This window comes from Mycolicibacterium bacteremicum (assembly GCF_002086115.1).
Taxonomy (GTDB): Bacteria; Actinomycetota; Actinomycetes; order Mycobacteriales; family Mycobacteriaceae; genus Mycobacterium; species Mycobacterium bacteremicum.
In genome coordinates, this window is sequence record NZ_MVHJ01000031.1 from 17,805 (window position 1) to 43,886 (window position 26,082).

General features: G+C 69.1%; 26 protein-coding genes. 9 read left to right on the forward strand and 17 right to left on the reverse strand.

Features of this window, described 5'->3' with window-relative positions:
* Positions 1–2 precede the first annotated feature (2 nt).
* The 5 genes from BST17_RS24235 to BST17_RS24255 all read left to right on the forward strand — a co-directional run bounded on the left by BST17_RS24235 (position 3) and on the right by BST17_RS24255 (position 5,106).
* Positions 3–260, forward strand: coding sequence for an HPr family phosphocarrier protein (locus BST17_RS24235; protein ID WP_083061455.1), 258 nt, complete (start codon positions 3–5; stop codon positions 258–260).
* Positions 261–432: 172 nt separating this feature from the next.
* Positions 433–1,806: a type VII secretion-associated serine protease mycosin gene (gene mycP, locus BST17_RS24240; RefSeq protein WP_083061456.1), complete on the forward strand. Its 1,374-nt coding sequence runs from the start codon at positions 433–435 to the stop codon at positions 1,804–1,806.
* A complete protein-coding gene (gene eccE, locus BST17_RS24245) occupies positions 1,803–3,206 on the forward strand; it encodes a type VII secretion protein EccE (protein WP_083061457.1) in 1,404 nt (467 codons plus the stop codon). Before mycP ends, eccE begins: the two co-directional genes overlap by 4 nt.
* On the forward strand, positions 3,203–4,786 hold the full coding sequence (locus BST17_RS24250; protein WP_083061458.1) for a PPE domain-containing protein: 1,584 nt from the start codon (positions 3,203–3,205) through the stop codon (positions 4,784–4,786). The genes eccE and BST17_RS24250 overlap by 4 nt, the downstream gene beginning before the upstream one ends.
* On the forward strand, positions 4,783–5,106 hold the full coding sequence (locus BST17_RS24255) for a YbaB/EbfC family nucleoid-associated protein (protein WP_109750277.1): 324 nt from the start codon (positions 4,783–4,785) through the stop codon (positions 5,104–5,106). Before BST17_RS24250 ends, BST17_RS24255 begins: the two co-directional genes overlap by 4 nt.
* Here the strand turns inward: BST17_RS24255 and eccD are convergent.
* From eccD to BST17_RS24315, 12 genes are all read right to left on the reverse strand, one after another.
* Positions 5,103–6,641 (reverse strand): type VII secretion integral membrane protein EccD, encoded by a 1,539-nt coding sequence (gene eccD, locus BST17_RS24260; RefSeq protein ID WP_083061459.1) that lies wholly within the window; start codon positions 6,639–6,641, stop codon positions 5,103–5,105. The genes BST17_RS24255 and eccD overlap by 4 nt on opposite strands.
* Positions 6,638–8,080 carry a MinD/ParA family ATP-binding protein gene (locus BST17_RS24265; RefSeq protein ID WP_083061460.1) on the reverse strand — a complete coding sequence of 481 codons (1,443 nt, stop codon included), beginning with the start codon at positions 8,078–8,080 and terminating at the stop codon, positions 6,638–6,640. Before BST17_RS24265 ends, eccD begins: the two co-directional genes overlap by 4 nt.
* 90 nt (positions 8,081–8,170) lie before the next feature.
* Positions 8,171–8,458: a WXG100 family type VII secretion target gene (locus BST17_RS24270; RefSeq protein WP_083061461.1), complete on the reverse strand. Its 288-nt coding sequence runs from the start codon at positions 8,456–8,458 to the stop codon at positions 8,171–8,173.
* Positions 8,459–8,490: 32 nt separating this feature from the next.
* Positions 8,491–8,793, reverse strand: coding sequence for a WXG100 family type VII secretion target (locus tag BST17_RS24275; RefSeq protein ID WP_083061462.1), 303 nt, complete (start codon positions 8,791–8,793; stop codon positions 8,491–8,493).
* Between the two features lie 91 nt (positions 8,794–8,884).
* Complete coding sequence (locus tag BST17_RS24280; RefSeq protein WP_234807801.1) at positions 8,885–10,228, reverse strand: PPE family protein; 1,344 nt, start codon at positions 10,226–10,228, stop codon at positions 8,885–8,887.
* A gap of 48 nt (positions 10,229–10,276) precedes the next feature.
* Positions 10,277–10,573: a PE domain-containing protein gene (locus BST17_RS24285; protein ID WP_083061463.1), complete on the reverse strand. Its 297-nt coding sequence runs from the start codon at positions 10,571–10,573 to the stop codon at positions 10,277–10,279.
* 169 nt (positions 10,574–10,742) lie between these two features.
* Positions 10,743–12,503 carry a type VII secretion protein EccCb gene (eccCb, locus tag BST17_RS24290; protein ID WP_083061464.1) on the reverse strand — a complete coding sequence of 587 codons (1,761 nt, stop codon included), beginning with the start codon at positions 12,501–12,503 and terminating at the stop codon, positions 10,743–10,745.
* Entirely contained in the window at positions 12,500–14,734 is a 2,235-nt protein-coding gene (eccCa, locus tag BST17_RS24295; protein ID WP_083061465.1) for a type VII secretion protein EccCa, read from the reverse strand. Before eccCa ends, eccCb begins: the two co-directional genes overlap by 4 nt.
* Positions 14,731–16,281 carry a type VII secretion protein EccB gene (gene eccB / locus BST17_RS24300; protein WP_083061466.1) on the reverse strand — a complete coding sequence of 517 codons (1,551 nt, stop codon included), beginning with the start codon at positions 16,279–16,281 and terminating at the stop codon, positions 14,731–14,733. Before eccB ends, eccCa begins: the two co-directional genes overlap by 4 nt.
* Positions 16,282–16,283: 2 nt before the next feature.
* Entirely contained in the window at positions 16,284–18,002 is a 1,719-nt protein-coding gene (eccA, locus tag BST17_RS24305; RefSeq protein ID WP_083061467.1) for a type VII secretion AAA-ATPase EccA, read from the reverse strand.
* Positions 17,995–18,498, reverse strand: a complete 504-nt coding sequence (locus tag BST17_RS24310) for a hypothetical protein (protein ID WP_083061468.1) — start codon at positions 18,496–18,498, stop codon at positions 17,995–17,997. Before BST17_RS24310 ends, eccA begins: the two co-directional genes overlap by 8 nt.
* An 8-nt stretch (positions 18,499–18,506) precedes the next feature.
* Positions 18,507–19,361 carry an ESX secretion-associated protein EspG gene (locus BST17_RS24315; RefSeq protein WP_083061469.1) on the reverse strand — a complete coding sequence of 285 codons (855 nt, stop codon included), beginning with the start codon at positions 19,359–19,361 and terminating at the stop codon, positions 18,507–18,509.
* A gap of 222 nt (positions 19,362–19,583) precedes the next feature.
* Here BST17_RS24315 and BST17_RS24320 point away from each other — a divergent pair, with 222 nt between their 5' ends.
* On the forward strand, positions 19,584–20,822 hold the full coding sequence (locus tag BST17_RS24320) for a MinD/ParA family ATP-binding protein (protein ID WP_083061493.1): 1,239 nt from the start codon (positions 19,584–19,586) through the stop codon (positions 20,820–20,822).
* 8 nt (positions 20,823–20,830) lie between these two features.
* On the opposite strand, the gene BST17_RS24325 is transcribed toward BST17_RS24320, so the two are convergent.
* Entirely contained in the window at positions 20,831–21,517 is a 687-nt protein-coding gene (locus BST17_RS24325; RefSeq protein WP_083061494.1) for a transcriptional regulator, read from the reverse strand.
* Positions 21,518–21,874: 357 nt separating this feature from the next.
* Here BST17_RS24325 and BST17_RS24330 point away from each other — a divergent pair, with 357 nt between their 5' ends.
* Positions 21,875–22,165 (forward strand): WhiB family transcriptional regulator, encoded by a 291-nt coding sequence (locus BST17_RS24330; RefSeq protein WP_083061470.1) that lies wholly within the window; start codon positions 21,875–21,877, stop codon positions 22,163–22,165.
* A 55-nt stretch (positions 22,166–22,220) separates the two neighbouring features.
* On the opposite strand, the gene BST17_RS24335 is transcribed toward BST17_RS24330, so the two are convergent.
* Positions 22,221–22,667, reverse strand: coding sequence for a hypothetical protein (locus BST17_RS24335; RefSeq protein ID WP_133053577.1), 447 nt, complete (start codon positions 22,665–22,667; stop codon positions 22,221–22,223).
* A gap of 279 nt (positions 22,668–22,946) precedes the next feature.
* Here BST17_RS24335 and BST17_RS24340 point away from each other — a divergent pair, with 279 nt between their 5' ends.
* Both BST17_RS24340 and BST17_RS24345 read left to right on the forward strand, forming a co-directional pair.
* Entirely contained in the window at positions 22,947–23,912 is a 966-nt protein-coding gene (locus BST17_RS24340) for a pirin family protein (RefSeq protein ID WP_083061472.1), read from the forward strand.
* Complete coding sequence (locus BST17_RS24345; protein ID WP_083061473.1) at positions 23,902–24,168, forward strand: GNAT family N-acetyltransferase; 267 nt, start codon at positions 23,902–23,904, stop codon at positions 24,166–24,168. Before BST17_RS24340 ends, BST17_RS24345 begins: the two co-directional genes overlap by 11 nt.
* Positions 24,169–24,184: 16 nt before the next feature.
* Here the strand turns inward: BST17_RS24345 and BST17_RS24350 are convergent, their stop codons facing one another.
* Genes BST17_RS24350 through BST17_RS24360 form a run of 3 tightly spaced genes read right to left on the reverse strand, consistent with a single transcriptional unit; the run spans position 24,185 to position 26,000 of the window.
* Complete coding sequence (locus BST17_RS24350) at positions 24,185–24,685, reverse strand: pyridoxamine 5'-phosphate oxidase family protein (protein WP_083061474.1); 501 nt, start codon at positions 24,683–24,685, stop codon at positions 24,185–24,187.
* A 35-nt stretch (positions 24,686–24,720) separates the two neighbouring features.
* Positions 24,721–25,395 carry an enoyl-CoA hydratase-related protein gene (locus BST17_RS24355; RefSeq protein WP_083061475.1) on the reverse strand — a complete coding sequence of 225 codons (675 nt, stop codon included), beginning with the start codon at positions 25,393–25,395 and terminating at the stop codon, positions 24,721–24,723.
* Positions 25,392–26,000: a TetR family transcriptional regulator gene (locus BST17_RS24360; protein WP_083061476.1), complete on the reverse strand. Its 609-nt coding sequence runs from the start codon at positions 25,998–26,000 to the stop codon at positions 25,392–25,394. Before BST17_RS24360 ends, BST17_RS24355 begins: the two co-directional genes overlap by 4 nt.
* Positions 26,001–26,082 lie beyond the last annotated feature (82 nt).

The following is a 26,082-nucleotide window of genomic DNA, read 5'->3' on the forward strand; positions in this document are numbered from 1 at the left end:
GAATGCCCGAGAAGACCGTCACCGTCGGGTCCTCGATCGGCCTGCACGCCCGTCCCGCCGCGATCATCGCCGAGGCCGTCGTCAATTCGGGTGCCGAGGTGACCCTGTCACTCGACGGTGGCGAACCGGTGGACGCCGGTTCGGCACTGATGATCATGACCCTCGGGGCCGGCAACGGCGCCCAGGTGACGGTCAGCTCCGATGACGCCGACGCGTTGGCCACCATCGCCGATCTGGTGACCAAGGATCTCGACGCCTGAGCGGGCCCAAGAAAGCGGAACGCACCCTGCCTACACCCCCGTAAACTTGCTCTGACGAAGGCCGACCTAGGCTGACGTGACACGATGCGTCGCCGAACGGCGGCCTTCGCTTTGCTGCGGGATGTGCCAGCACATCCGGCAACCGGGGATTGCAAAGGGGAGTGAACAGACCGTGCGACGCATCGGTGTGCTGCTGGCCACGCTGGCGCTCGTCCTGTTGACGGCGCCGCCGGCAGTGCTGATCGTCGCGGCTCCGCCGGCGGCGGCCATCGAGCCGCCGGTGATCGATGCCGCCGCTGTTCCGCCGGATGAGACGGGCCCCGACCAACCCACCGAGCAACGCCGTCAGTGCTCGGCGCCGATCGTCTTCCCGAATTCGAACTTCACCGACAAGCCGTGGGCCAGCGAGTACCTCCGGCTGGCCGATGCGCAGAAGTTCGCAACGGGAGCCGGGGTAACTGTGGCGGTGATCGACACCGGCGTGAACGGGTCCCCGCGGGTGCCGGCCGAGCCCGGTGGCGACTTCGTCGACAAGGCCGGCAACGGGATGTCGGACTGCGACTCGCACGGCACCCTGACCGCCGCCATCATCGCCGGCCGTGGTGCGCCGACGGACGCGTTCATCGGCGTCGCCCCCGAGGCCCGCATCCTGTCGCTGCGCCAGACGTCGGACAACTTCCAACCGGTGGGCGCCCGCCAGGATCCGAACAACCCGAACACCACCCAGACCGCGGGCTCGCTGCGCAGCCTGGCGCGTTCGATCGTGCACGCGGCCAATCTGGGCGCCCAGGTCATCAACATCAGCGAGGCCGCCTGTTACAAGGTGACCCGGCCGATCGACGAGGCCACCGTCGGGGCCGCCATCAACTTCGCGGTGAACATCAAGGGCGCCATCGTCATCGTCGCCGCGGGCAACACCGGCCAGGATTGCGCCCAGAACCCGCCGCCCGAGGCCGATGAGCCCGACGATCCGCGCGGCTGGCGTCAGGTGCAGACCATCGTGTCACCGGCCTGGTATTCACCGCTGGTGCTGACGGTCGGCGGGATCGGCCAGACCGGGCAGCCGAGCACCTTCTCGATGTCCGGGCCGTGGGTGGATGCCGCCGCGCCCGCCGAGAACATCACCGCGCTCGGCTATGACGGCAACCCGGTCAACGCCCTGGCCGGAGCCGACGGCCCCATCCCGATCGCCGGGACATCTTTTGCCGCCGCCTATGTTTCGGGCCTGGCCGCGTTGCTCAAGCAGCGCTTCCCCGAGCTGACGCCGGCCCAGATCATGCATCGGATCACCGCGACGGCGCGCCATCCGGGCGGGGGTGTCGACAACTATGTCGGCGCCGGCGTCATCGACCCGGTCGCGGCGCTGACCTGGGATGTGCCGGAGGGACCCGCGGTCGCGGCCTACCGCGTCAAGCAGCTGCCGCCGCCGGTCGTGGTGTTGCCGCCGGATCGTGGGCCCATCACCCTCGTGGTGCTGACCGGCGTCGGGCTGGCGCTGGTGCTGGGCATCGGGGCACTGGCCCGCCGCGCAATGAGACGCCGATGAGGGAGTTCTTCGGCCAGTTCGGATTCCGGTTCAGCACCGGGCATCTGTTGTGGGCGGCGGTACTGACCCCGGCGCTCATCGCGGTGTTCACGACGTTGGACCTGCTGTGGCTCGGCATCACGCTGAGCGTGCTGCTGGCCATCGCGACGACCCTGACGGTGCGCGGACGCCGGTTCACCGGTTGGATCGCGGCACTGTTCTCCTGGCGCCGGCGGTTGTCCACCCCGCCGCCGCCGCCGTCGGAGCCGGCCGTCGGCGCGACCGTGCTGCCCGGTGATCACGTGGCGGTGCGCTGGCAGGACGGATATCTGGTCGCGCTCATCGAACTCGTCCCCCGCCCGTTCACGCCGACGGTGTTGGTCGACGGCGAGGCGTTCACCGACGACGTGGTGGACACCCGGGTGGTGGAGCACCTGATCGCCGCACACTGTCCGGAGTTGGAGGCCGACGTGGTCGCGGCCGGTTACCGGGTCGGCAAGACGGCACCGGCGAGTCTGGTCGCGCTCTACGATCAGGTGGTCGGGCCGTATCCGGCGCCGGCCAACCGGCGCACCTGGATCATGCTGCGCGCCGATCCGGAGTCGACCCGCCGCCCCGCACTGCGCCGCGACACCGGCGTGTCCGGGTTGGCGCGGTATCTGGTCGCCTCGGCAACCCGCATTGCGGATCAGTTGGCGGGCAACGGGATCGACGCGCGATGCAGTCGCAGCTTCGATGATTTCGACCGCGCCACCGAGATCAGCTTCGAGCGCGAGTCGTGGTCTTCGATCAAGGGCCGCAGCAGCTTCACCGTCGCCTATGTGGCTCCCGGCGGTCCCGACGTCTGGTGGTCGGCGCGGGCCGACCACACCCTCACCCGCGTGCGGGTGCGTCCCGGATACGCCCCGACCACCACGGTGCTGCTGACCACGCTGGCCAATCCCTCCACGCCGCGCGGCTTTTCGTGCCTGTTCGGCGGTCAGCGCGCAGCACTGCTCGGCGAGAGCCCGGTCACCGACCGGCATTACGAGTTACCCATCGGCTCGGCCGGCGTGCTGATCGGTGAGACCGCCGACCGCTATCCGGTGTACATGCCCTTCGACGACGTCGATGTCAGCGTCAACCTCGGCGACGCCCGGTTGTTCACCCAGTTCGTCATCCGGTCCGCCGCGGCCGGCGGCGTGGTGACCCTCGGCCCGCAGTTCGGCGAGTTCGCCGGATTCGTCAACGGCCGCATCGGGCAGGTCGCCAAGGTCTCTTGGCCGAACTCGACCACCTACCTCGGACCCCATCCGGGCGTGGGCCGGGTGATACTGCGCAGCAACTACATCGACACCCCGCGCCACAGCCAGCTGCCGATCCGGCTGATCAACCCGCGCGAGGAGAGTCGCTACCAGATGGCCTTGGAGGGGGTGTCATGACAGGTGGTTTGACCGTCCAGCCGGAAGACCTGCGCGGCAAGGCCATTGCCCTGGACGTGCCGTTGCCGCCACCGCCGGCGAATCCGAACCCGCCGTGCGGCCTGGAAATGGCCAGTATCGCCGTGGCGCAGGTACAGGCCGAGGGCGACGGGATGAAATCGTTCATCTCGGCGGGCGAGGAGGAAGCGCAGCTGCTGTCGATGTCGCTGAACGCGGCCGCCAGCGTCTACGAGAAGACCGATGCGGCCGGGCGGGCGGCGATCGAGGGCACCGTCACCGAGATGACCCAGGCGACCATTCCGGGTCTGGGGACGCAGGTATCCATACCGCAGATGCCCATCGCGGCCTGCCCGGCACCCCCGGGTTATCTGGCCGTCGAGGCCGCCGCGGAGCAGATCGCCCAACCCGACCAGGCCGCCACGCTGGACCAATTCGCCCAGGAGTGGACCGATTACGGTCGCGCGCTCATCCAGCGGGCCGACGAGTTCGACCTCGATGCGGTCGACTGGACGGGCAGCGCCGCCGAGGTTGCCGGGACCGCACTGGCGCGACACAAGGCCTGGTTACAGGAGATGGGCGAGTCAGCCCTGCAGATGTCGGATCATGCGCGGGAGCTCGCCCAGGTCCACCGCTGGGCGGCGGCCTCCCACCCGACCGTCGCCGAAGTGCAGGCCATCACCGCGCAGATGGCCGTCGCAACGGACGCGAACCAGATGTCACTGCTGTTGGCCGAATACCAGAAGCTGCAGACCCGCTCGGAAGAGGTTCTCGCCGAGTACGCCGCCGCATCGGCGGTGACTCCGGTACGTCCGCCCACGCCGCCCATCCGCGAGACCCTCAAGAACGGCACCAAGCCCGATCAGCAGCCCGCCCCGACCACCCCGCCACCGGGCAGCGAACCTAGCACCGGCACCGCAGGTGGCAGTCAACAGTCCGGCGGCGGATCGCCCGGCGGCGGGCAGCCAGCGGTGTCGCCGACGTCGACATCGCCACAGGGCGGCCGGCCCGGTGGATCGCCGTCGACGGGTTCGGGGTCACCGTCGGGTCAGGGATCGCCGGCCGGCGGCGGATCGCCCGCCGGTGGTGGTTCACCCTCCGGTGCCGGAAAGTCCGGTGGTTCGCCGTCGGGCGGTCTGCCCGGTGGCGGTCTGCCCGGTGGCGGCATCCCCGACACGGGCCTCGACGGCCTCGGGCTCGACGATCCGGGCGTCTCGCCGGCCGGCCTGGGCGGCGGCTCCGGTGGTGGATCCGGCGGTGGGTCGGGCGGCGGTGGGGGCGGCATGCCGTCGATGCCATTGCAGCCCAGTGTCGGAGCAGAGACCGTGGCCCCCGCGCCTGCGGCCGGCGGCGCGCGTCCCGGCGGCAGCGGCGGCGCCATCCCGGCGTCGGCCATGGGCGGCGGGATGGGCATGGGCGGGATGGGCGGCATGGGGCACGGCGGCGCCCAGCAGGGCCAGCAGAAGCGCCGCGACGCCCGCTTCGCCCCGGACGAGGAGCTCTACACCGAGGATCGCGCGTACACCGAACCGGTGATCGGCAATCGGCGGCGTAAAGATGTGCAGGACAAGGAGTCCAAGTGAGCGAGCCGATGCATCCGGAGGTGGCCGCAGTCCTGCGTCAGGCGGGCCGGCTGCAGGAGCTGATGGATGAGCAGCTGCACAAGATGGCCACCGAGTCCTTCACCGCGACCGACGAGTCACACACCGTCGAGGTGACGCTCAACGGCCACCACCGCCTGGTCGACGTGTATCTGGCCGACGGTCTGCTCCGATTGGGCTCGGGCACCGTGCAGGAACGGCTCAACGAGGCGCTGCGCAACGCCACCGAGGTGGCCGCGGAATCGATTGCCGCCGACCGTGATCGGCTCAACGACGCGGTCGCCGAGATCACCGGTACCTAGAAGCGCAGATTCCGCAGCAGGTCGTAGACACCGGCGATCCACAACAGCAGCGGGATCACCGCGGCGATGGACGCGCCGTCGAACAGCTCGAGGATCCGCTTGGTCACCGGCGAGAGTCGGTTCACGTTGTCCGTTGCCCCGACCATGATCAGCGCGACCGCCGCCAGCAGCAGGTAGATCGCCAGCACCAGCCACGCCCGGTCCGGGTACCACAGGCACAGCCGCACCGTCACTCCGGTGGGGACCGCGACGGTGACCGCCATGAGTGCCCAGGCACACCACCGTTCGGCATACAGCCGGGAACGGAAGCCGCAGATGACGGTGACCAGCGCAGCGACGATCAGGCTGTGCACGAAGAAGTGCCCCTGCACCACCACGGCGATGGCACCGGTCGCCAGCACGGTCGACCCGGCGGTCAGGAAGCCGATCAGCAGTTGTTTGGACAGTTCGCTGCGCTCGGTGAGCCGCGCGGCGGATTCCGGGACCGAGGCGATGATCGCCTGCCAGGTCGGGGTCTCCTCGTCGGCGATGTCCGGTCGCGACACCGGGTCCAGGAGTTCGTCATTGGCCACCGCCTCGCCGGGGGCGGGGATCGGTGGCAGCGCGATACGGGCCACCGCGACGGTGAGCTTGGCGGCGTTGGTCACCACGATCAGGCCGAACGCGATGGCGCCGGCCGGCACCCATTCCTGGCCGCCGTAGCCGAAGGCGATTGCCCCTGCGGTGATCGCGACCGTCAACACCGCCCCGAACGCGGCGACGCTGGACCGCCCGCGCGGACCGCCCCGGGTGGCCAGGGTGTAGAGCAATGCGACGGCCGCGGCACCGGCGACCTGGGGTGCACCGAGCCCATCGGCGTCGCGGGGTAACGGCACCGCCAGCGCCGCCGCGCCGGCCAACGCCGGAAGTGCCGCCACCAGCAGGCTTTCGGACAGATTCTCGTTCTGATAACGCGAGCGCGACACCATCCCGCCGGTCAGCAGGCCAAGCCCCAGTACCGCGAGCGCGACCGACCACCACCAGTCCTTGCCCGATTGTGTCCAGGCCACCAAAGCGACGCCGGTGGCGATCGTCGCCACCAGCGGGATGGCCAGACCGACGAACCGGTTCAGTGCGGTGCGGTCGAATTCCGGGGATTCGTCGAGCACCGCGATGGCGTCGATGACATCCTCGACCAACGGTCGATACCGCTCGGTGCGGCTCACCGAGACCAGGGTCAGCAGCGCGCCGTCGACGACGCCGGCTTCATCGAGGGATTCGCTGGCCTTCATCGGGGGCGCGCCCGGGCGGGCGAACGCCCACACACCCTGGGCCTTGAAGTCGAAGCCCGCCAACACATCCGCCGGTGAATCGTCGAGCAGTTCGGCGAGCACCGAAACGGTCTCGTCGATGTAGGTCTCGATCGGCGCGGATGCCGGCAGCACCAGATCGGTCATCCGGCGCCCGGTCAGGATCGTCACCCGGGTGGTGGACGGCCGGCCCGGCGTGACCGACGATGTCGCCGGCGCGCCGGACGGCGCCGCGGTCGCGGTCAACGCCGTTCGAGCCGGTCGAAGTCGTCGGACAGGCCCGCCGCCAGTTCCAGGATCCGGCGCTGGAAGGTCCGGCCGAGTAGGTCGAGCTGGATCTCGGTACCCGCGGCGATGTGCTTGTCCCAGGGCAGGACGACGACGCGGCCCGGGGGTACGTGCCGCTCGAACTGCTGCACCAGATCCTCGACGTCGATGTTGGTCTTGCCCGGCGTGACATGGTTGATCACCACGCAGGACCGGCCGAGCAGATCCTGATATCCGTTCTGCCGCAACCAGTCCATGGTCATGGCGGCCTGGCGGGCACCGTCGATCGAGGCGCTCGCGACGATCACCATGCCCGACACGGTGGACAACACGCCGCGCGATGCCGGCTGGAACAGGCCGGCACCGCAGTCCGCGAGTACCAGGTTGTAGTACCGCGACACCACATTGACGGCGCCCTTCCAGTCCTCCTCGTTGAACTCGCGCCGGGCCGCGCTGTACTCCTCGGAGGACAACACCTCCAGGTTGGCGGCGTTCATGCTGGTGTAGGCGCGGATGTCGTTGTACCGGGACAAGTCGTTGTCGGACAACAGGTCTGCGATGGTGGCCGCCGACTGCCTGCCGGCCCGGTCGGCGAGGTTTCCGCAGTCGGGGTCGGCGTCGATGGCCAGGATGCGGTCACCGCGCACCCGGCTGAGCGCGGAGCCGAGGGCGACCGTGACGGCCGTCTTGCCGACACCACCCTTGAGCCCGAAGACGCCGATCTGATAGGAGTCCCTGGCGTTTCGGCGGACCCGGGCCTGCAGATCCATCTCGTACAGCTCGTCCGGCGAGGGGCCCATGTTGATGCGGGTCAGCAGATAGAGCCAGTGTCGCCAGCCACGCTGGGAGGGCATCTTCACCGCGGTGCGCACCCCGACGTGCGAGAGCGCGTCAATGGCACGGTGGTTGCCCATGGTGGCCGCCGATGTCGGCGCCGGCTGACCGGTCGGAGCGGGCGCGCTCGACGGGGTCCACGCGGTCTCGGTTGCCTCGGTGTAATGCGCGCTCGGTGCCGGGGCGGGCGCCGAGCGGGCCTGCGGCGCGGGAGCGGCGAAGTGCTGCTGCTCGTACCGCGCACCGGCCGGCTGGGCGGCCTGGGGGGTGCGCAGCATGCCGTTCTGGACGTGCTGGGGACCGGTGACCGGGATCTGACTGGTGATCTCGGACGCCCGCGGCGGCGGAACCGCCGATCCGCTCTGCGGTGGTGCCGATCCAGTCTGCGGTGGTGCCGCGGAGGCCTGGGTCTGCGCCGGCGTGATCGGCATCGGCGGCGGCGTGCGCTCGCCGCTGTACCCCGAACCACCCGCACCCGAGGCATTCACGGGCATGGGCGGTGCACCCTCGCGGTGGGCTGCATCCTCGTCGGCGGCGTCGGACGCGCCGGAGGAATGGAACAGCCGGTCATAGTCGGCCGACATAAGCACCTCTCAAAGTCGTGCTGTTGCTGAGAACGCACGGAGTGGGCGGACGCCCGAAGGCTATCCGCCCACCCCTGGGTGCGGTCGGTTCTACGCGAACATCCCGGTGACGCCCTGCTCCGTCTGGAGCATCGACGAACCGGCTTCGCTGATGGTCTGCGCCAGGTTCTGCAGGGCGGCATTCAGTTCGGCCGACGTGCTGTCCCAACGCATCTGGACGGCCTGGTAGGCCTCCGAACCGGAACCACCCCACACCGAGGCCAGCGAGGCCAGCGAGGCCTTGCCCTCGTCGAGCAGACCCTGGGTGACGCCGACGGCGCCGTTGATCTCACCCGCGGAACCTTCGATCCCGCCGAATTCCCAAACCTGATTGGTCATCTGTTATCTCCTTCTGGAAGTTTTCTCTTGCGTCAGAGGTTCATCGCCGCCGACAGATTGCCGGCCTGGTCGTCGTCGGCGGTGGTGTACTGCATGCCGGAGGTCTGGATGTTCTGGGAGATGTCGTTGAGCTCCTGGACCTGTCGCGCGGCGGCCTCGTGGAAGCGCAGCAGCGCCGCCTGCGCGGCGGTACCGGCTTGACCGACCATCTGGGCCGCGAGCGATCCGCCGGTCGCCTCGACCTGCGAGATGACGCCCTTCAGTTCGCCGGAAATGCTCTCGAAGTGGGCCGCCTCCTTGGCGAGGACAGCGGCATCTGTATTCATCTGTGCCATGCTCGGTACTCTTCCTTTATTCCTGTGTCCTCACCACTGGTGGCGAGTCTTCCAGCCCCCTCGGCCGGGAAGTCTTGTGTGAGTTGACGATTCACCAGTCGTCATCTTCTTCTTCGTCTTCACCCAGGTCGTGGGCGAGGGCGGATGGCGCCGCCAGACCCTGCCGGGTGGTGCCCCGCTTGGCGCCGTGCCCCATACCGCCCATCGGTCCGCCACCGGCGCCGGCATTCCCGACCGGCGCAAGACCCGCGCCCGCACCGCCCGCCGCCGCACCGACCGGCGCGGCCGTGGCGGCGGGGGTCTGGCCGAGCAGACCGTTCATCAGCGACGTGCCGGCCAACGTGCCACCCGCGCCGGGCAGCGATGCCGCGCGGACCAGTCCGGCCCCGGCGCTGGCACCGCTGCCGCCGGCCAGCGGATGGTTGGAGAAGGGATTGGCACCCACGAGGCCGAACTGCGCGCCGTGGTTCATCCCGCCGCTCAGCTGACCGAACATCGAACTGACCTGCTGCAGCGGCGCGACGAGTTGCTGCACCGGCTGAGTGACCGACTGCATCATCTGCTGCGGCGCCTGTGTGAGCATCGACCCGACCTGCGAGGCGACCTGCATACCCATCTGTGCGCCCTGCTGCGCACTGCTCATCAACTGCTCGGGTTCACCCTGGGCCTGCTGCGCGGTGTTCTCCGCCTTGCGCGTCTGGCTCTGCGCCGCAACCGCGGCCTGGTTGCCCATCGCCGCGGCCCGGCCGCCCAGCAACTTGGCCGACTCCATCGTGGCCTGGGCGCCCACGTGCGCGAAGGCCATCTCCCGCATCGCCGATCCCGGCAGGGAGGCCGCGAGCCGGCCGGTCGCCATCCCGAGGGCGGCCTCGCCGACGCCGGGCATCACGATCGGCTTGAGCGGCGGAATCGGTTCGAACACGGTGTTCGCCGCCGTCTCGGCCTGGTAGCCGTGCATCGCGCCGGCCGCCTGCGTCCACATCCGCACGAAGTAGTCGAACTCGTTGACCGCGATCGGCACCGCGTTGACACCCAGGAAGTTCGTCGCCTCCAGCACCGCATGCGTGACGTGGTTGGCCTCGATCTCGACCAGCGGCGGGGTCACGGCCATCGCCAGCAGATAGGAGTTCGCCTGGGCGATCGCCTGCATGGCCCGCTTCTGCGCCTGCACAGCGCTGGTCCGCAGCCACACCACCATGGGCATGGTCGCCTGGACGGCCCGCTCGCTGGCCCCACCCTGCCAGGACCCCGCCAGCGAGGCCAGGCTGGCGGAAAGCTCCTCAGCCTGGGTCTCCAGTGCGATGGCGAGTGCCTCCCAGGCCGCGGCGGCCTGGTACATCGGCACCGCACCGGCGCCCGCCATCAACCGGCCGGTGTTCACCTCCGGTGGCAGCGCGCCGTACAGCATCGGCACAATTGCGGGCAGTGTGGTCATGGTTTGCTGGACTCAGTCTCGACAGCCGGCCGACGGCCGGATCCGGGCCTAGGAAAGGGTGGCGGCGGCTTCGCCGTCGACCGTCGTGTAGATGCCGGTGGCCTCCAGGTAGGCGGCTCCGGCGCGCGCCAGTTCCTGCTGCGCGTAGGCGTTGAGGGCGGCCATCTGCGCTGCCTCACCGGCGAAGGCCAGCACGGCCTGCGCCGAAACTTCCTCGGCACCTGCCGGCAGCAGGGCCGCAGCCTCGGCAGTTGTTGCGGTGCCGGTGGCCAGACCACGCGACCCATTTGCGATCACCTGTCCGCCGATACCGAGAACGGCGGGATTGTGCGCCAACGGTTGCATTTGCAGTTCCTCCTCACATCGTCCGAAAAGCCTGGATGCCAAAGCTGAGAAGGGAGACAGAAAACTTGCTCCGTCGCATAAGAATCGTTCCCCCGACCCATTTGCTATCTAGCCGACATCGATTTTGCTGGTCGGCTACGAATCCATATTAACCGTGGTTTGGGGGTGCTCAGAACACTTCTTCTGCGGGGGGATCGATATAGGCCGCCTGGACGACCTCCTTCCCATCCGGGGACACCAGAAGCGCCTGGCCAGGCGGCCGGCGCTTGAGTTTGAACTCGCTAGTCGGGAACTCCGTCTTCTCCCCGGAGAGGAACAGAGTAGGAGATCCGGCGCCGTAGGCCGCCCCGACGAACTTGTCCATGGTGGCGCGGTGCGCCTGGCTCATCTGGCACGTGACGACGATGTGCAGCCCGATATCCGCCGACGCCGGCAGCAGCGGGGCCAACGGGGCCATCGGCGGGATCATCCCGCCGGCCGCCACGATCATGTGCCAGTCGTCGACCAGCAGCACCACGTCGGGGCCCGTCCACCACGACCGGGAGCGCAACTGGGCGGTGGTCAGGTCCGGCGGCGGCAACCGCTTCTTCAGGTTGACGGCCAGGGCCTTGATCGACTCCTCCAGCGAGGTGCTGTTGCGGTTGACCGCACCGGCGTCCAGCAGATGACTCTGCGGGACCGCGTCGAGCAGACCGGACCGGTAGTCGGCCAGCATGAAGCGGACCTGCTGCGGGCTGTTGCGGGCACAGATCGCCTGCGCCACCGCGTGGGCGATCGTCGTCTTGCCGGACTTCGGTGCCCCGAAGATCAACAGGTGCGGGGTGACCTGCATGTTGTTGTAGGCCACCGACAGATCGGATTCGCGGATCCCCACCGGGATCGTCCACCGGGTGCGGTAATCGGAATCCGGCCCGGGTGGTGCCGGATCGAGCTCGCGCAGATGGATACGTTCGGGTAGCACCCGCACCCGCGGCGCCTCGTCGGTGTGCAGCGAGGCGATGTGATCCACCGCGGCGGTGATCGCCGGCACGATGTCGGCGGCGCTGTGCACGCCATCCAACCGCGGGACGCCGATCATCAGATGGTGCTTCTCCCCGGAGATGGCCCGTCCCGGCCGATTGGTGGGGATGTCGCGGGTCATCCGGTCGACCTGTGTCTCGTTGACGTCACCGAGCCGGAACTCGACCTTGGTGCCCAGGTAGTCGCGCACACGTGACTTCAGTTCGGTCCAGCGCGGTGTCGAGATGATGGTGTGCACGCCGAAAGCCAGGCCCTGGCCGGCCAGGTCCTGCACCACCGGCTCCAGGTCCGGGAACTCGGCCACGAACGCCGGCCACCCGTCGATCACCAGGAACACGTCCCCGAACGGGTCCGCCGACGCCGGGTGGTTCGGATCCTCGCGCATCTGGCGATACGTCGCGATCGAGCCCACCCGGTACTGCTTGAACATCGCCTCCCGTTGCCGCAGAACGGCCTTCATCTCGGCGACGGCGCGGTTGACGCGGTCCGGCTCCGACCGGGTCGCCACCCCGCCGACGTGCGGCAGATCCTCCAGGTACATCAGGCCGCCACCGCCGAGGTCGATGCAGTAGAACTGCACCTGTCGCGGCGTGTGGGTGGCCGCGGCCGACAGCACGAGTGTCTGCAGGAACGTCGACTTGCCGGTCTGCGGGGCCCCACCGATCGCGATGTTGCCCGCCGCCGCCGAGACGTCGATGCCCCAGACCTCCTGGCGGTGCCGGCGCGGCTCATCCATGATGCCGAGCCCGAACCGCAGCGGTTGGCGCTGATCGCGCTCGACGAGTTCGTTGACCGGGGTCGGGTCGGTCAGCGGTGGCAGCCACATCCGGTAGGCGCGGATCTCGCCGGTGGTCAACTGATTCAGCACCACCTCGCGCAGGACGCGCGGCTCGGATTCGGTCGATGTCACTGTGTCACCCCCGAGGCGTCCATCATCGGTGCGGCCGTGAACGGTTGGATGCGTAGCTGACTGGGCACCTGGATCCGCGGGGCCGAGTCGCCGCCCACGCTGACCGCAGACGCCGGGACGTAGTTGGTGCCGGTGTACACACTGCGGAACTTGACCGGATCCTCCATACCGACGCGCAGGAACCCGACGCCGCTCTCCTTGTTCGTGATGTATTGCGCCTCCGGCGTCCCGATCACCGCCTTGGATTCGGCGGAACTGGTGGTGCGCAACGCGATCCGATAGGTGAGGTTGGGCTCCAGCTTGTCGATACGCACACCACCGGTGTTGAGCGACTGGGTGGCCAACAACAGATGCACCCGCAGCGACCGGCCGACGCGGCAGATCCGGTCGAACAGCGCGATGAAGTCGGGATGGTTCTGCAACAGCTCGGCGAACTCGTCGACGACGACGAACAACGTCGGCAATGGCGGCAGGTCGGCGCCGCGTTCGCGGTGCTTCTCGTACTCCGCGACACCGGAGAGGGCGCCCGCCGCGCCGACCTGGATACCGGCCTGGCGCAGGATGGATTGCCTGCGGTCGAGTTCACCGGAGAGCACCTCGCCCATGCGGCTGACCAGCTCGGCCTCCTCCTCCATGTTCGTGACCACCGCCGCGGTGTGCGGCAGCTTCTCCATGCCGAGGAAGGTCGAACCGCCCTTGAAGTCGGTGAGCAGCAGGTTGACCTGGTCGGGATGGTGCGTGGCGGCCAGTGAAAGAATCAGCGTACGAAGGAATTCCGACTTACCGGAACCGGTCGTACCGATCAGCATGCCGTGCGGGCCGGCGCCGAATTCGGCGCCCTCCTTGATGTCGAGATACATGATGTCGCCGGTCTTGAGCTCGTGCCCGAACGGGATCTTCAACCGGTCGCGGTCGGTGTCGGTGAACATCCGCCAGCGCGAAGGGGTCACCTCCTCGACCGACTGCGCGCCGACCAGCTGGTGCCATTCGGTGGCGACCTTCTTGTGCACCCGGGTGCTCTTGTCGATGATCGTGCCCGTGATCGACCAGCCGGCCAGCTTGCGCGCCACCCGGCCGGCCTGCGTCGGGGTCATCTGGTCGGCGGTGTTGGCGACCAGCCGGAAGGTCTGGTTGGGCAGCCGATCATCGGCGCTGCCATCCGGATCGAGGCGGATGCGATAGGCCGACCCGCGGTGATTGCCCAGCGTGATGACGGTGACCCCGGCCCGGCCGTCCACCGGGAAGCCGGCCTTGCCGCCGGTCAGATCGATGACCACGACGTAGGGTCCGCTGGGCGCGGCGTCGGCGGTGTGCGGGCCGCGCGCCGTCAGGTCGGACAACCCGTCCGGCCGGGTGAACACCAGCCGGGTCGCGCCGGCCGCGTCGGTATCGGTCTGATGCTGCACGTGCGGCAGCCATTTCAGCCACGCCCAGTCCGGGTCCTCCGGATTGTCGGTCAGCACCCGGATCTGCATGAGGTCGGGCGGATGGAAGACCGCCAGGTGACAGATCATCGCGCGCAACAGTGCGCCCGCCCGCGCGGTGTCGCCACCGACGGCGATGGTGGGGAATGTCCGCAGCTGCACCAGCTTCGGGCAGTCGTGGATCAGACCGTGGGTGCGCAGGAACTTGATCAGCCACATGTGGCTGACCGGCTCCAGGTGTGGTTGCGGGGCTCCCGACGGTCCGGACAGTTCGCCGCCCACCGACGGTTTGAGCAGCCGGTCCACCGCAGGTTCGGAGCCGACCCCGATCCGGGTGGCCGCGTAGAAGTCGGCGTTGGACTGTCGCGACCACTGCCGGTTGGTGCCGATGATGGACAGCAGATCCTCGGGATGCGGTGCGTGATAGCTGAAGAACGTCACCTGCGCGGCGGCCGATGTCGTCACCCGCGTCCGCAGACCGGCCAGATACCGCAGGTACTCCTTGCGGTCGGCGTTGATCTCGGGCACCCGCTTGCCACCCGGCCCGCCACCGGCCATGAACCCGACCGTGGCCATGATCATCATCAGCGGCATCATCAGCATGTACGGCGACAGCTGCCGGATACCGGTGAAGATCATGATCGCGATCATGCCGAGCATTCCGCCGCCCATCACCCAGGGCAGCGCCTTCTGGATGCCCGACGGCGGGATGTCGATACCGAGGTCATCCGGTGGGGTGATGGTGATTTCGCCGGGCGTCAGCCGCGGGCCGCGCTTGATGATCGGCGTGAACTTCTTGGTGGTCATCCACCTGCTCCTTCCGGAGGCAGCGGGGATCCGGGGGCCTGGGCCGGCAGGTTGCTGCCGGGTGCGGGTGCCGGCGCCCCGGGCACCGGCGAGACGGCGCCCACCGGAGCGGCCAGTTCATCGGTGATCTTGCGCGGGTTGGGGCTCGGCGGCAGGGTGTCGTGCTCCAGCAGCGCGGCCTGCTTGGACAGCACCGGGCCGTCGATCAGCCAGCTGACCACCTGCCACGGCGCCGTCAGCGGCCCGCTGAGGCCCAGCGCCGCCGCGGTGTCCTCGTTCGGCAGCCCGTAGCGCACCCCCTGCGGATCGATGTAGTAGAGGCTCTCGCCGTAGCGCGGGTCCGGGGACTGCAACCGGACATACTGTCCGCCGTCGATGAACACCGTTGCGTTCCCGGAGATCTGGTCGATTCCGCCGTTCATCCGGGCCGGCGGGACGGGTAGGTGCCTGCCGCTGATCACCGTCTGCCGCGGTCCCTGGTCACCCGGGTCGCGTTGCCACGCCCAGCACAGCGTCGGGGCGTCCTGGCGCAACCGGATGTCCATCGGCTCGTCGGGCAACGGGGAGATGAACACCTGCTCGGCGATGCTGGCCACATCGCTGGCCTCCACCGAGGGCGGGGTGATCAGACCGAAGGAGTTGGTGGCGCGCAGCGCGGCCGAGGTGGTGCCGTTGACCTTGGCCACCCCGTCGGACAGCACCACATACCGTTGCTCGACATCGTTGTTCAGGGTCCGGAACACCGAGCCGATGACCAGATTCGGCGGCAGCCCCAACGTGTTGGGGGCACCGGCGGCCGGGACGGCAGGCAGCTTCCACGGGCCGACATTGGGCAGCGCGTTGAACAACGCCTCCGAAATCGGGGTGGCCCGTGCCGTCACCGGGATGCCGACGGCGGAGGTGACGGCGCGGTCGGCCAGGTCGATGGAGTGCCTGCCGTCGGCGGTCACCAGCCAGGTGAGGTCCTTGTAGCTGACCAGCACGCCCTGATTGGGTCGCAGCGGCCCGACGGAGGCGTCCAGCGCCAGCGGCATCACCAGCGCCGAGGTCTCGACCTGGGGCGCCACACTGTCGGGCTTGATCACGTTGTCGCACAACGACCATGTCGCCGAGGGCGCTCCCACCGGCGTCGCATAGGGCGCACCCGGGATGCCGATCGGTTGACCCTTCGGCAGTTGGTTGAGCTCCTCGGACTTGACCGCCGACGGCTCGGCCGGGTTGCCGAGGACCAGCCGTGCCGAGGTCAGGTTGTACACCGGGCGGATACCGTCCGACCCGGGCACCACCACGTACAGCTGATTGGTGCTGCGGTCCACCAGCAGGGTGTCCGAGCCGCGTTTGCCCAGAGGCTTGAAGTAGGCCAGCAGCGCGGCGCCGAGGCAGATGATGACGGCGATGACGACACCGCACATCACGGCCCGACTGTAGAACTGCAGCGGATCGTCGAACATCCGGGTGTCGCGACGCACGATGGCGTGCTCGACGCGGCGCAACAGGAAGCGCCAGCCGCTGACCTGGACCTTGGTGGTGAGCCGGAAACCTGCCATGGCTATCCGATGTTCAGCCGGGCGTGCACGGCGTCGATCGCCGCGGTCATGTCCTCACCGCTGATCTCGCTGAGCTGGGCCACGTCCAGGCTCTCGAAGTCCAGTGAGCGGGCCAGTCGCATATCCCGGCTCTGCTCGCCCGCTTCCACCAATTGCCGGGCATAGCGGCCGTTCCCGGCGATGTCGAGGGCGGGTTTGCCGCCGAGCGTCCGGTCGTGCAGCAGCGTCGCGGCGTCCAGGACGCGTTTGGCGGCCTCCTCGCTGAGCTGTGAATCGTTGGCCGCGGCGATCACCTTGGCGATGTCGACGATCTCCTCCGGTGCATAGGAGTCGAACTCGATGCGGGTCGAGAAGCGGGACCGCAGACCGTCGTTGGTCTCCAGCAGCCGGTCGATATCGCTGCCGTAACCGGCGATGATGACGACCAACCGGTCCCGGTCGTTCTCCATCCGGGCCAGCAGGGTGTCCAGCGCCTCGGTGCCGAACGGATCGGCCCGGCCGTCGCGTTCCTGCACCAGCGTGTAGGCCTCGTCGATGAACAGCACGCCGCCGAGGGCGCGGTCGATGGTCCGCGAGGTCTTCACCGAGGACTGGCCCTCGTACTCGGCGACGAAATCCTTGCGCGAGGTCTCCACCAGTTTGGGCTCACCGATCACGCCGAGGCCGGCCAGGATGTTGGCCACCACCCGGGCGATGGTCGTCTTGCCGGTACCCGGCGGGCCGGTGAAGATCATGTGCTTGGACTGCTGGGCGACCTTCATTCCGCGGGCGGCCCGGACCTTGGCCATCTGCGTTGCGGCGCGGTACTTCTCGATCTGTTCCTTGACCCGACTCAGGCCGATCTGGCGCTCCAGCTCGGCCTGCGCGTCGGCGAGCAGCTTCTCCCGGCCGGAGGTGTCGGCGACGACGCTGGCCGGATCCCACGGATCGGTACGCTGGGCGATCTTCTCGGCCGTCGTGGTCACCAGCCGATACGCCGGATCCCGCAGCGCTGCGGTCACCTTCGGGGACGGGTGGGTGGCCTGCAACCATTCCAGCAGGGCCATCGCGGCGTCCTCGTTACCCTGGCTGCGGCGGGCCATCGCCAGGTACCACGCGATGGCAGGCGCGCACGCCTCTCCGGCCGGGGAGGCGTTGGATTCGGTGAGCCGTCGCTCCGCCTCGGTGAACAGGCCCAGATTGGTCACCGCGACGCCGTGCGCCACACCCGCTGCCGCACCGAGGAACTTGTCCGGCCAGCTGCCCGCGGAGCGGACCTCGTCTATCACGTCGGTCCAGCGTTCGGCGGCGCCGTAGATGACCGCCCGGATCCAGGACACCAGGTACTCGCCACCCATCGCGGGTGCGTCGTCGAGGGCCTCCATGGCGTCGGCGTGGTTGCCCTCGGCGGCCTCGCGCACGGCGAAGGCCATGGTGATGGCCAACGGCGAGTTCACCGGGTAGGTGATGTCACCGAACATCCCACCGATGGGGATGCGCGCGCCCAGGCTGTTCATCGAGATCTCGGCGGCACCGGCGAGCTGTCCGAAGTTGTTGCGCGAGAACCACGCCCGGAACAGCGTCGCGCGGTCGGTGTCACCGCACCGGATGCGGCCCACCCAGGCGTCGCACGCGGTCTCGTCCGCGGTGGTGATCTCGGTGAACAGTTCCAGGGAGCGGGCCGGGGCGCTGGGGAGCATGCCGACCGCGGAACCGAACAGGGCGGCCAGGTGGTCAGTCATCGAGGCCTCCGTACCGTGTCGAGAAGACGTGCGCCTGCGTGGCCCTGGCCTGCTCCGGGGACGGCAGTCCGACGCTGCGGGTGAGGAAATCACGCGTGTCGATGGTGTCGTGGCCGTGACTCTGCATACCTTCCAGTACATAGGAGTACTGGGCGGAGCGGGCCTGTTCGATGGCCAGATCGGCGATGACGACGATCTCGGCGGCCAGCTCCGCCTCGGTCTCGGCCAGGGTGGTCGCCTCGGGGGACAACTCGATCTTGTGGATGCGGCCGTCCAGGAGTGCGGCGACGGTGACGGTGCCCGGCGGGTTCGTCACGGTGAAGAGTGGCTCGGCGGCAACCTCTTCGGCGTCGCCGGGTGCCACTTCGAAGGCATCCAGATCCGACGGACCGTCCTGGCCGGGCACGGTGAAGAGGTCGTCGAAAGCGGCGAGGTCGCTACCGGTATCCACGGTGTCGACCTCGTCGTCGTCGTCAAAGGGCTGGGTGCCCACCATCAAGGTGCTCAGTCTCCGTCGTCGTAGTAGGTCGTCTCGGCCTTGGCCTCGAACCAGGCCCCCGAGGGGAGAAAGGACATCAGCCCGTCCAGCGCGCGCTGCATGTTGTCACTGGTGCCGGCAAGGAAGCTGCCATACAGCTCGCCGTTGACCTTGCGCGGGATGGACACGATGCGTCCCTGCGCGGAGTCCAGCACACCGGCGGCCACGTCGGTCCGGGTGAACGTCCCGCCGGAGTGCCGTTCACTCGCCGTGATCTCCACCCAGCTGTTCGGGTTGGCCGTGGCCTCGGCATACGTTCGCGCGGATGCAGGGGAAATACCGAACTGCGACAACTGATTCGGTGTCCGCGACTCGGCCAGCCGGGTGGAAACGGCGGTCATCGGCTCGACATCGGCCGGATCCGCCGGACCCAGCACCGCGGTCACCATGCCGGCCAGGCCCACCTGCGGTGCGACCCGTTGCAGCACCAGCAGATCACCGTCGCGGGCCGCGATCACATGCCGGTCACCCTTGCGGCACACCGCGAATCGCACCATCTTGCCGCCGACGTCGCGCCGCCACCAGCGGCCCTCGAGGGTGCGGTCGGGCCGGGACAGGGTGTCGGTCATGGCCGCCACCTCGGGGTGCGGCGCACCGAAGGCGTCCAACACCCCCTGTTCGGTCAGATCACGGGCGACCTGATCCCAGACCTTGTCGCGGAGTTCGGGTTGCGGGATGTTGGGACGTATCCCCAGCGCCGGGGGAAACTCCTCGAGCTGGAGGCGGTCGGCGATCACCAGCATTCCGTCGATGGTGACCTCGACGGCGACCACATCGTCATAGTGCGTGGGTTCGCCGTGGCCGGCGAAAGAACTGGTCATCGCTGCATCCCCCTCCCCCTTGCGAGAATATCGTCACGCCCGGGGCGGCTTCGCGGATTCCGCAGCACCGGATCTGTCGCGTACGACCAACCGACCCTAACAGCGCGCCGAGCACCCCGGATGCACCAATTTGGGCAGGCCAGACCGTTTGCCGGGCCACCTCGGTACCGGCCGGCGCGGGGGCCGTGGTTGATACTGGGATGACATCGGAGAGGAGATGTGGTGACCGACCGCGACGACGCATTGCGCCGCGAGCTGGGCTGGACCGGTCCGGAGGGCGCGGAGTTCGAGCCCGAGGTGCCCCCGGTGCACGACCAGCCGGTACGCGGCGTGGACACCGGCCTTATCCCCGGCCAACGACCGGCGCCGCCGCCGTGGCCGGCCCCGGCGAGGCAGGCACCACCGGGTCGACCGCCCGCCGGACCGCCGGGGCCCGCCCGACCGCCCTATCCGCCGCAACCGTGGCCTGCGCAGCAACCGGCTCCGGGCCGGGTCACCCCGCCCGCTCCGCCGGCCTCCTACGCCGACCGGATCCCCGTGCAGGATCTCGTGCCGACCCGGCGCACCCAGCCCGCGCGCGGCTGGCGGCGGGCCGTCTTCCGCGCCTCCTTCGGGCTGATCAACCTGGGGCCGTCCCCGGACGAGGTGCGCCAGGCCGAGCTGGAGGCCAGGGTCCGCGGTGCGCTGCGGGGTCACTACAAGATCGGCGTACTGGGCAAGGGCGGGGTCGGCAAGACCACGGTGTCGGCCAGTGTCGGTTCGGTACTGGCCGAACTTCGCCAGGACGACCGGGTGGTGGCCGTCGACGCCGACACCGCCTTCGGCAAGCTCGGCAGCCGGGTCGACCCCCGGGCCGTCGGCTCGTACTGGGAGTTGGCCGGCGATCAGCATCTGGAAACCTTCGCCGATATCCGCAGCCGGGTCGGGCACAACGCCGCGGGGCTGTTCGTGTTGGCCGGGGAGGGCACCCCGGCGCGCCGGCGGGTGCTCGATCCGGCCATCTACCGGGAGGCGACCTCCCGGCTGGACCGCCACTTCTCGATCTCGATCGTGGACTGCAGTTCCACGATGGACAGCCCGGTGACCCAGGAGGTGCTGCGCGACCTCGACGCGCTGATCGTGGTGTCCTCCCCGTGGGTCGACGGCGCGGCGGCGGCCGGACAGACGATGGACTGGCTGGCCGCGCGCGGGCTCACCGGACTGCTGCAGCGCACCGTCGTGGTGCTCAACGACTCCGACGGGCACGCCGACAAGCGGACCCGCAGCATCCTGGCCCAGCAGTTCGCCGGTCAGGGGCAGGCCGTCGTCGAGGTGCCGTTCGACGGCCGGCTGCGCCCCGGCGGCGTCATCGCCGGCACGGCGGTGATGTCCCCGCAGACCCGCCGCAAGTTCGTCGAGATCGCTGCCGCGTTGGCCGCGCATTTCCCGACCAGCGACGACCGCCACCGCGAACGCTTCTGAAAAGTCGTTCAGCGCCAATCTATCTGCGTGATCAGTGTCTCGATCGCCTCGGCATCGGCCGCGGTGAGCGCTCGTTCGGCCTCGGCATCGGCGATCGCGTCGTCGCTGAGACCGGCCACCTGGGCGGTCTCGGTGATGGTGAGGTTGGCGCGTCGGCGGGCGGCATAGAGGCGTTGGCCCAGCGTGGCGGTCGGTGCGCCGGCGGCCCGCAGCGTCAACTCGTCGATCCGGCTGCGGACTGTGCTCAGCGCGCGGATGAGTTCCGGGGTCACCTGGATGCGCGCGGCCCGCGCGGCCACCGTCTCGAGCTGGCGTAGATCGGCCAGGATGGCCGTGGCTCGGGTGGTGAACTCGGGATCCGTCACCGCGGGTAGTCCGGCGATCGCACCGGCGAAGGTATTGGCCGCGGCCACGACCGCCTGGGCGATCAACGGCACCTCGTCGGCAGCCGTAGCGGCCGGGCGGCGTGGGGCGGCGGGGGTGGCCGGTTCACCACGGCGGATCCGCTCGATGGTGCCCGGCGGCCACTGCAGGACCGCCTCGAGCTTGGTGCGGGTACCCAGACGCGGCCAGCTGCGGCCCTTCTCGAACGCGATGAGGGCGCCGGCATTGATGACGCCGTCGGCGGCCAGGCGGCGTTGGCTCACGTTCAGCTCGCGTCGACGGGCGGCGGCGGCGGCACCGGCGCGGACCATGCCGGGATCGTCGGCGGGCCCGGCGCTCCCGGTCTCGACCACGTCATGTCCCTTCTGGTGCCCACGATGGGTGTGCTGATCCTAGCCAGAGCTGGAGCACTGCTATGGCTTGGGGTGCCGTTCACCGTGATGTCGCCACAGCCGAACCGTATCAATGCAATGCATCAAACCGTTGCAGTGACGCGCTGTCCGCGACATCATTCGCGCAGCACAGAGCTCATTTATCTGCCTACCGGCGGCGCTACCGCGCCTTCTGGCTGCGGCGGTCGATCTACAAACTGTTGCATTGCTACGGTTTGTGATCTAGATTCGTCCGCAATGCGGCAGTCGAGCCGCCGCGGTACGAGGAGACACACCATGAACGCACTGGGCCTGGACGGATTGCCGGTCGGCGACTGCACCCGCGATCCGGAGCGCTGGACCAACACCGCCGACGAGGAGGCCAAGGCGATCTGCCGGATGTGCCCACGCCGCTGGGCGTGCGCACGCGAGGCATGTGAGCTGCCGCGGGCCGAGGGCCTGTGGGCCGGCATCGTCATTCCCGAGGGCGGCCGCGGACGGTCCTTTGCGCTGAAGCAACTGCGCTCACTGGCCGAACGCAACGGCTATCCGGTGCGTATGCGTCGACTCTTCCTGGAGTCCGCCTAGAACGGGTCGCTCCCGCTGCCGTTTTCGAGGGGCCGGCAGCGGGAGCGGCGCCCGATCAGACCGCGGCGATGAAATCCGAGGTGTACACCTCGGCGGGCTGCTGCGAATACGGGTCGGGTCGCTCGACGGAGACCCAGATGCCGGTCGTACCGGCGTCGATCGGGGCGTTGACGGTGATCGTCGCCGCGCCCACGGCGTCGGTGCGCACCCCGATCGGAGCGACGGCGCAGTCGGCCGAGCCACGCGGCATCTGGAAGACCTTGACGTAGTAGTCGGTGTTGGGCACCGCGGTCTGCAGCTGCACCTCCACCGGCACCGAGCCGGCGGCCGCCAGACGCACCAGCGCGACGGCCCGGGCATAGCCGGTACGCCAGGTGTGCGGCGAGACGCTGAAGTCGCACGCCCGCACCACGCTGGTCATCGGCATCACCTTGGCATCCGCCTCGGCCGCCGCGGGTGTGGCAAGTGCGGTCAGTCCTGATATTCCGGCGACCGCTGCCACCAGCATCCTTGCGCCCCGACGCGCCATCCCTGCCAACCCTTCACAAAAGTTACTCGTCGGTACAACAGTAGCCACCCGAACGTCAATTTTGACGGCCACAGCGGGTGACGATGATCACCTCACCGGGGTCCGGAATAGCCGGGGCCGGTGTCCTGTTGAGATGAGCGACGGTGCCGGACATGCCCCGGGTACCACTGAGAAAACCGTCGCTTCGTGCGACCACTTGCCGAGAGGCGACATGCCGGCACCGTCCCTTAATCTGCAGCTAAGCTCGACACGGTGAGCAACGCCGAACCCGCTCCCGATGAAGTCGATTGCCGCGCATCCACATTCACCGGCGTACTACATGCCCGCGACGTGCCGCTCGGTGGTCCGCGTGCCATGACGGTGCGGCGCACCCTGCCGGCCCGGGAGCGCTCGATGATCGGCGCCTGGTGTTTTGCCGACCACTACGGCCCCCACGACATCCGAACCGGCGGCGGCATGGATGTCCCGCCGCACCCGCACACCGGATTACAGACCGTCAGTTGGCTTTTCAGCGGCGAGATCGAGCACCGCGACAGCAACGGCGTCCATGCGATGGTGCGTCCCGGCGAACTCAACCTGATGACCGCCGGTGCCGGCATCTGCCATTCCGAGGTGTCGACCGCGGCCACGGATGTTCTGCACGGCGTCCAGCTCTGGGTCGCCCTGCCCGACGCCGACCGGCACACGACGCGCGATTTCGCCCACCATGCGCCGCAACCGCACCCGATCACCGGTGCGACGCTGCGGGTCTTCCTCGGCGAACTCGCCGGTGACCGCTCACCGGTGCACACCTTCACACCGCTGCTCGGGGCGCAGGTCGATCTCGAACCGCACGCCGAGGTGGACCTCCCGGTCGACCGGACCTTCGAACACGGGGTCCTGCTGGACGAGGGGTCCGTCGATATCGGCGGCATCGCTCTGCATCGTGCCGACCTGGCCTATCAGTCGCCCGGCTGTGACCGGTTACGGCTGGCCAACACCGGAGACGGCCCCGCTCGGGTCATCCTGCTCGGCGGCCCGCCCTTCGGTGAGGCGCTGCTGATGTGGTGGAACTTCGTCGGCCGCAGCCACGAGGAGATCGTCGCCTACCGGCAGAACTGGCAGTCCGCCGAGCACTCGGCCGATCAGTTCGGCGAGGTCATCGGCTACCGCGGCGCGGTCCCCCGGCTACCGGCGCCGGGCCTACCCGGCACTAGGCTCAAGCCTCGTGTCCGCTGAACAGAATGCCGCCGTGGTGACACCCGGCGAGAATCGGTTCACCATCGCGCTGGACGGCAGACAGGTCGGCCTGATCGATTTCCAGGACCGCGACGGTGTCCGGATCTTCACCCATACCGAGATCGATCCGGCGTTCGGGGGCCGCGGGCTCGGCACGCAACTCGTCGCCGAGACCGTCGCCGCCACCCGTGCAGCCGGACTGCAGATCGAGTCCTACTGCTCCATGGTGACGCAGTACCTGCACAAGAATCCCTGACCCCGCGGGACCGGGTCTAGCCGAGGTACTGGGCGGTGGTGCCGCCCAGCGGAACTGCCGGCATCCCGAGCTTGCGGTGATCCCAGCTGCGGGTGCGTTGCGGCACGACCCGCACGCACACCCGGTTGTTCATCATCTGCTCCACGAACGGCTTCATCTCCTCGGTGTAGGGCCCGGTGTAGCGCTCCCACACGCTGATGCCCACCCGCAGATTGGTGTCCGGGTCGTCGATGATATCGGCCGTGCCGTCGATCGACACCCCGCGCAGGGTGTCGTAGGTGTGGCCGTCCTCGATCATCACGGTGACGGTGGGGTCGCGGCGCAGGTTGACGGCCTTCTGTGATTTGGCCTTGGTCTCGAACCAGATCTCGCCGTCGAGCACGGCGTACCACATGGCCACCAGATGGGGCCGGCCGTTGGGCAGCACCGTCGCCATGGTGGCGGTGCGGCTGCGATTGACGAACTCGGCGATCTCCTCGTCGGCCATCACGATCTTGGCGCGCTGATTGGTTCCCATGATCAATCCTTATCAGGCGCTCGACGTGGCGACGGTCACCGGGATGCCATTGAGTCGGCGGCCGTGAGTGCCGACGCGGCGGCACCGAACATGGTCGTCTTGATCGCGGCCAGCGTGCCCGGGTCCTTCCCGGCCAGCGGCCGGGCCAGATCCAGCGCCGCGTCGGTCACCGCACCCTCGTCGGCGGTCACATCCACGATTCCGTAGCGCAGCGCGTCGGGGCCGCCGAACCGGCGACCGGTGGTCATCGACGCGACCGCCGCCTGCGGGGTCAGCTTTGCCTGGATCAGCGCCGCCATGCCCGCGGTGAACGGGATCTGGATATCGGCTTCCGGGAAGCAGAAGTACCCGCGGTCGGCGCGCATCACCCGGAAGTCGTGGGCGGTGGCCAGCATGGCGCCGGCACCGAAGGCGTGGCCCACGACGGCCGCGACCGTCGGCACACCGAGCGTGAGGACCCGCGCGAGCAGAGCCTGTACCCGGCCGACGTACCACTGGGTCTCGTCACCATGGGCGGCCAGCCAGTCCAGATCGAGACCGTTGGTGTAGAACTTGCCGGTCGCGGTGGTCACCAGAGCCTGGACCCCGTTCGACTGCACGCGGTCCAGCAACGCGTGCAGCGTGTCGAGAAGGTCTGGTGTGAAACGGTTTTCGTCGTCACCGAGGTTCAGGACGGCAATACCGTCCAGGATTTCCATGCTCGCGGTCATCGATGTCGTTCCTTTCGTGGTGGCGGTCCTGTCTGCAGGACCGCCCGGACGGCGGCGCGCAGGTGTGCGCGGGCGGTGGGGTCGGCCAGGCGGTCCCGGTTCAGCAGGATCGCGGTGGGCAGATCGACGATGCAGATGGTGATCGTGTCGACCGCGGCCGCATCCCGGCGCCCCCAGACGTCATCGGCCAACGCGACCAGGACCGACACCAGCTGGCGATCGAGGTCGCGCAGGTCGGCGTCGAGGCCGTCGGACAGCTCCGGTCCGAGGACCTCCTCGCGCCGGACGGTCAACACCAGCCTGGCCGAGTCCGGATACCGTTCGGCAAAGTCCGCCGGCGCCTCGGCCGCCGCCACCACGGCGTCGACGCCGGTGGTCGCCGCCGCCGCCGCGCGTTGCAGCGCGAGGAAGCGCGCACCCGCCCGCAGCCAGGCGCGGCCCAGCAGATCCGCGCGTGACGAGAAGTTGTGGTAGAGCGCCCCATTGGACAACCCGGCCGCGGCTGCGACGGCCCGCACGGTCACCGCGGCCGGGCCCTGGGCGACCACCAGCGCCTCGACGGTGTCGAGCACCGTGTCCAGGTCGTACACACGCGGGCGGGGCATGCCGATAATAATAACAGAGCACTTGCTCTGTTATTTCGCGGTTGATCGCCACGGGGATCGCACCGCGGTGTCCTACCGGCTA

Excerpts from the sequence above, each read along its gene's own strand:
- eccE (WP_083061457.1), top strand. The coding sequence starts at position 1,803 with ATGAGGGAGTTCTTCGGCCAGTTCGGATTCCGGTTCAGCACCGGGCAT.
- BST17_RS24285 (WP_083061463.1), bottom strand. The coding sequence starts at position 10,573 with ATGCAACCGTTGGCGCACAATCCCGCCGTTCTCGGTATCGGCGGACAG.
- eccA (WP_083061467.1), bottom strand. The coding sequence starts at position 18,002 with ATGACTGACCACCTGGCCGCCCTGTTCGGTTCCGCGGTCGGCATGCTC.
- eccCa (WP_083061465.1), bottom strand. The coding sequence starts at position 14,734 with ATGACCACCAAGAAGTTCACGCCGATCATCAAGCGCGGCCCGCGGCTG.
- BST17_RS24325 (WP_083061494.1), bottom strand. The coding sequence starts at position 21,517 with ATGGTCCGCGCCGGTGCCGCCGCCGCCGCCCGTCGACGCGAGCTGAAC.
- BST17_RS24350 (WP_083061474.1), bottom strand. The coding sequence starts at position 24,685 with ATGGGAACCAATCAGCGCGCCAAGATCGTGATGGCCGACGAGGAGATC.
- BST17_RS24270 (WP_083061461.1), bottom strand. The coding sequence starts at position 8,458 with ATGACCAATCAGGTTTGGGAATTCGGCGGGATCGAAGGTTCCGCGGGT.
- BST17_RS24310 (WP_083061468.1), bottom strand. The coding sequence starts at position 18,498 with ATGGTGGGCACCCAGCCCTTTGACGACGACGACGAGGTCGACACCGTG.
- BST17_RS24315 (WP_083061469.1), bottom strand. The coding sequence starts at position 19,361 with ATGACCAGTTCTTTCGCCGGCCACGGCGAACCCACGCACTATGACGAT.
- BST17_RS24355 (WP_083061475.1), bottom strand. The coding sequence starts at position 25,395 with ATGACCGCGAGCATGGAAATCCTGGACGGTATTGCCGTCCTGAACCTC.
- BST17_RS24250 (WP_083061458.1), top strand. The coding sequence starts at position 3,203 with ATGACAGGTGGTTTGACCGTCCAGCCGGAAGACCTGCGCGGCAAGGCC.
- BST17_RS24330 (WP_083061470.1), top strand. The coding sequence starts at position 21,875 with ATGAACGCACTGGGCCTGGACGGATTGCCGGTCGGCGACTGCACCCGC.
- BST17_RS24280 (WP_234807801.1), bottom strand. The coding sequence starts at position 10,228 with ATGACCACACTGCCCGCAATTGTGCCGATGCTGTACGGCGCGCTGCCA.
- BST17_RS24235 (WP_083061455.1), top strand. The coding sequence starts at position 3 with ATGCCCGAGAAGACCGTCACCGTCGGGTCCTCGATCGGCCTGCACGCC.
- BST17_RS24275 (WP_083061462.1), bottom strand. The coding sequence starts at position 8,793 with ATGGCACAGATGAATACAGATGCCGCTGTCCTCGCCAAGGAGGCGGCC.
- eccB (WP_083061466.1), bottom strand. The coding sequence starts at position 16,281 with ATGGCAGGTTTCCGGCTCACCACCAAGGTCCAGGTCAGCGGCTGGCGC.
- BST17_RS24265 (WP_083061460.1), bottom strand. The coding sequence starts at position 8,080 with ATGTCGGCCGACTATGACCGGCTGTTCCATTCCTCCGGCGCGTCCGAC.
- BST17_RS24360 (WP_083061476.1), bottom strand. The coding sequence starts at position 26,000 with ATGCCCCGCCCGCGTGTGTACGACCTGGACACGGTGCTCGACACCGTC.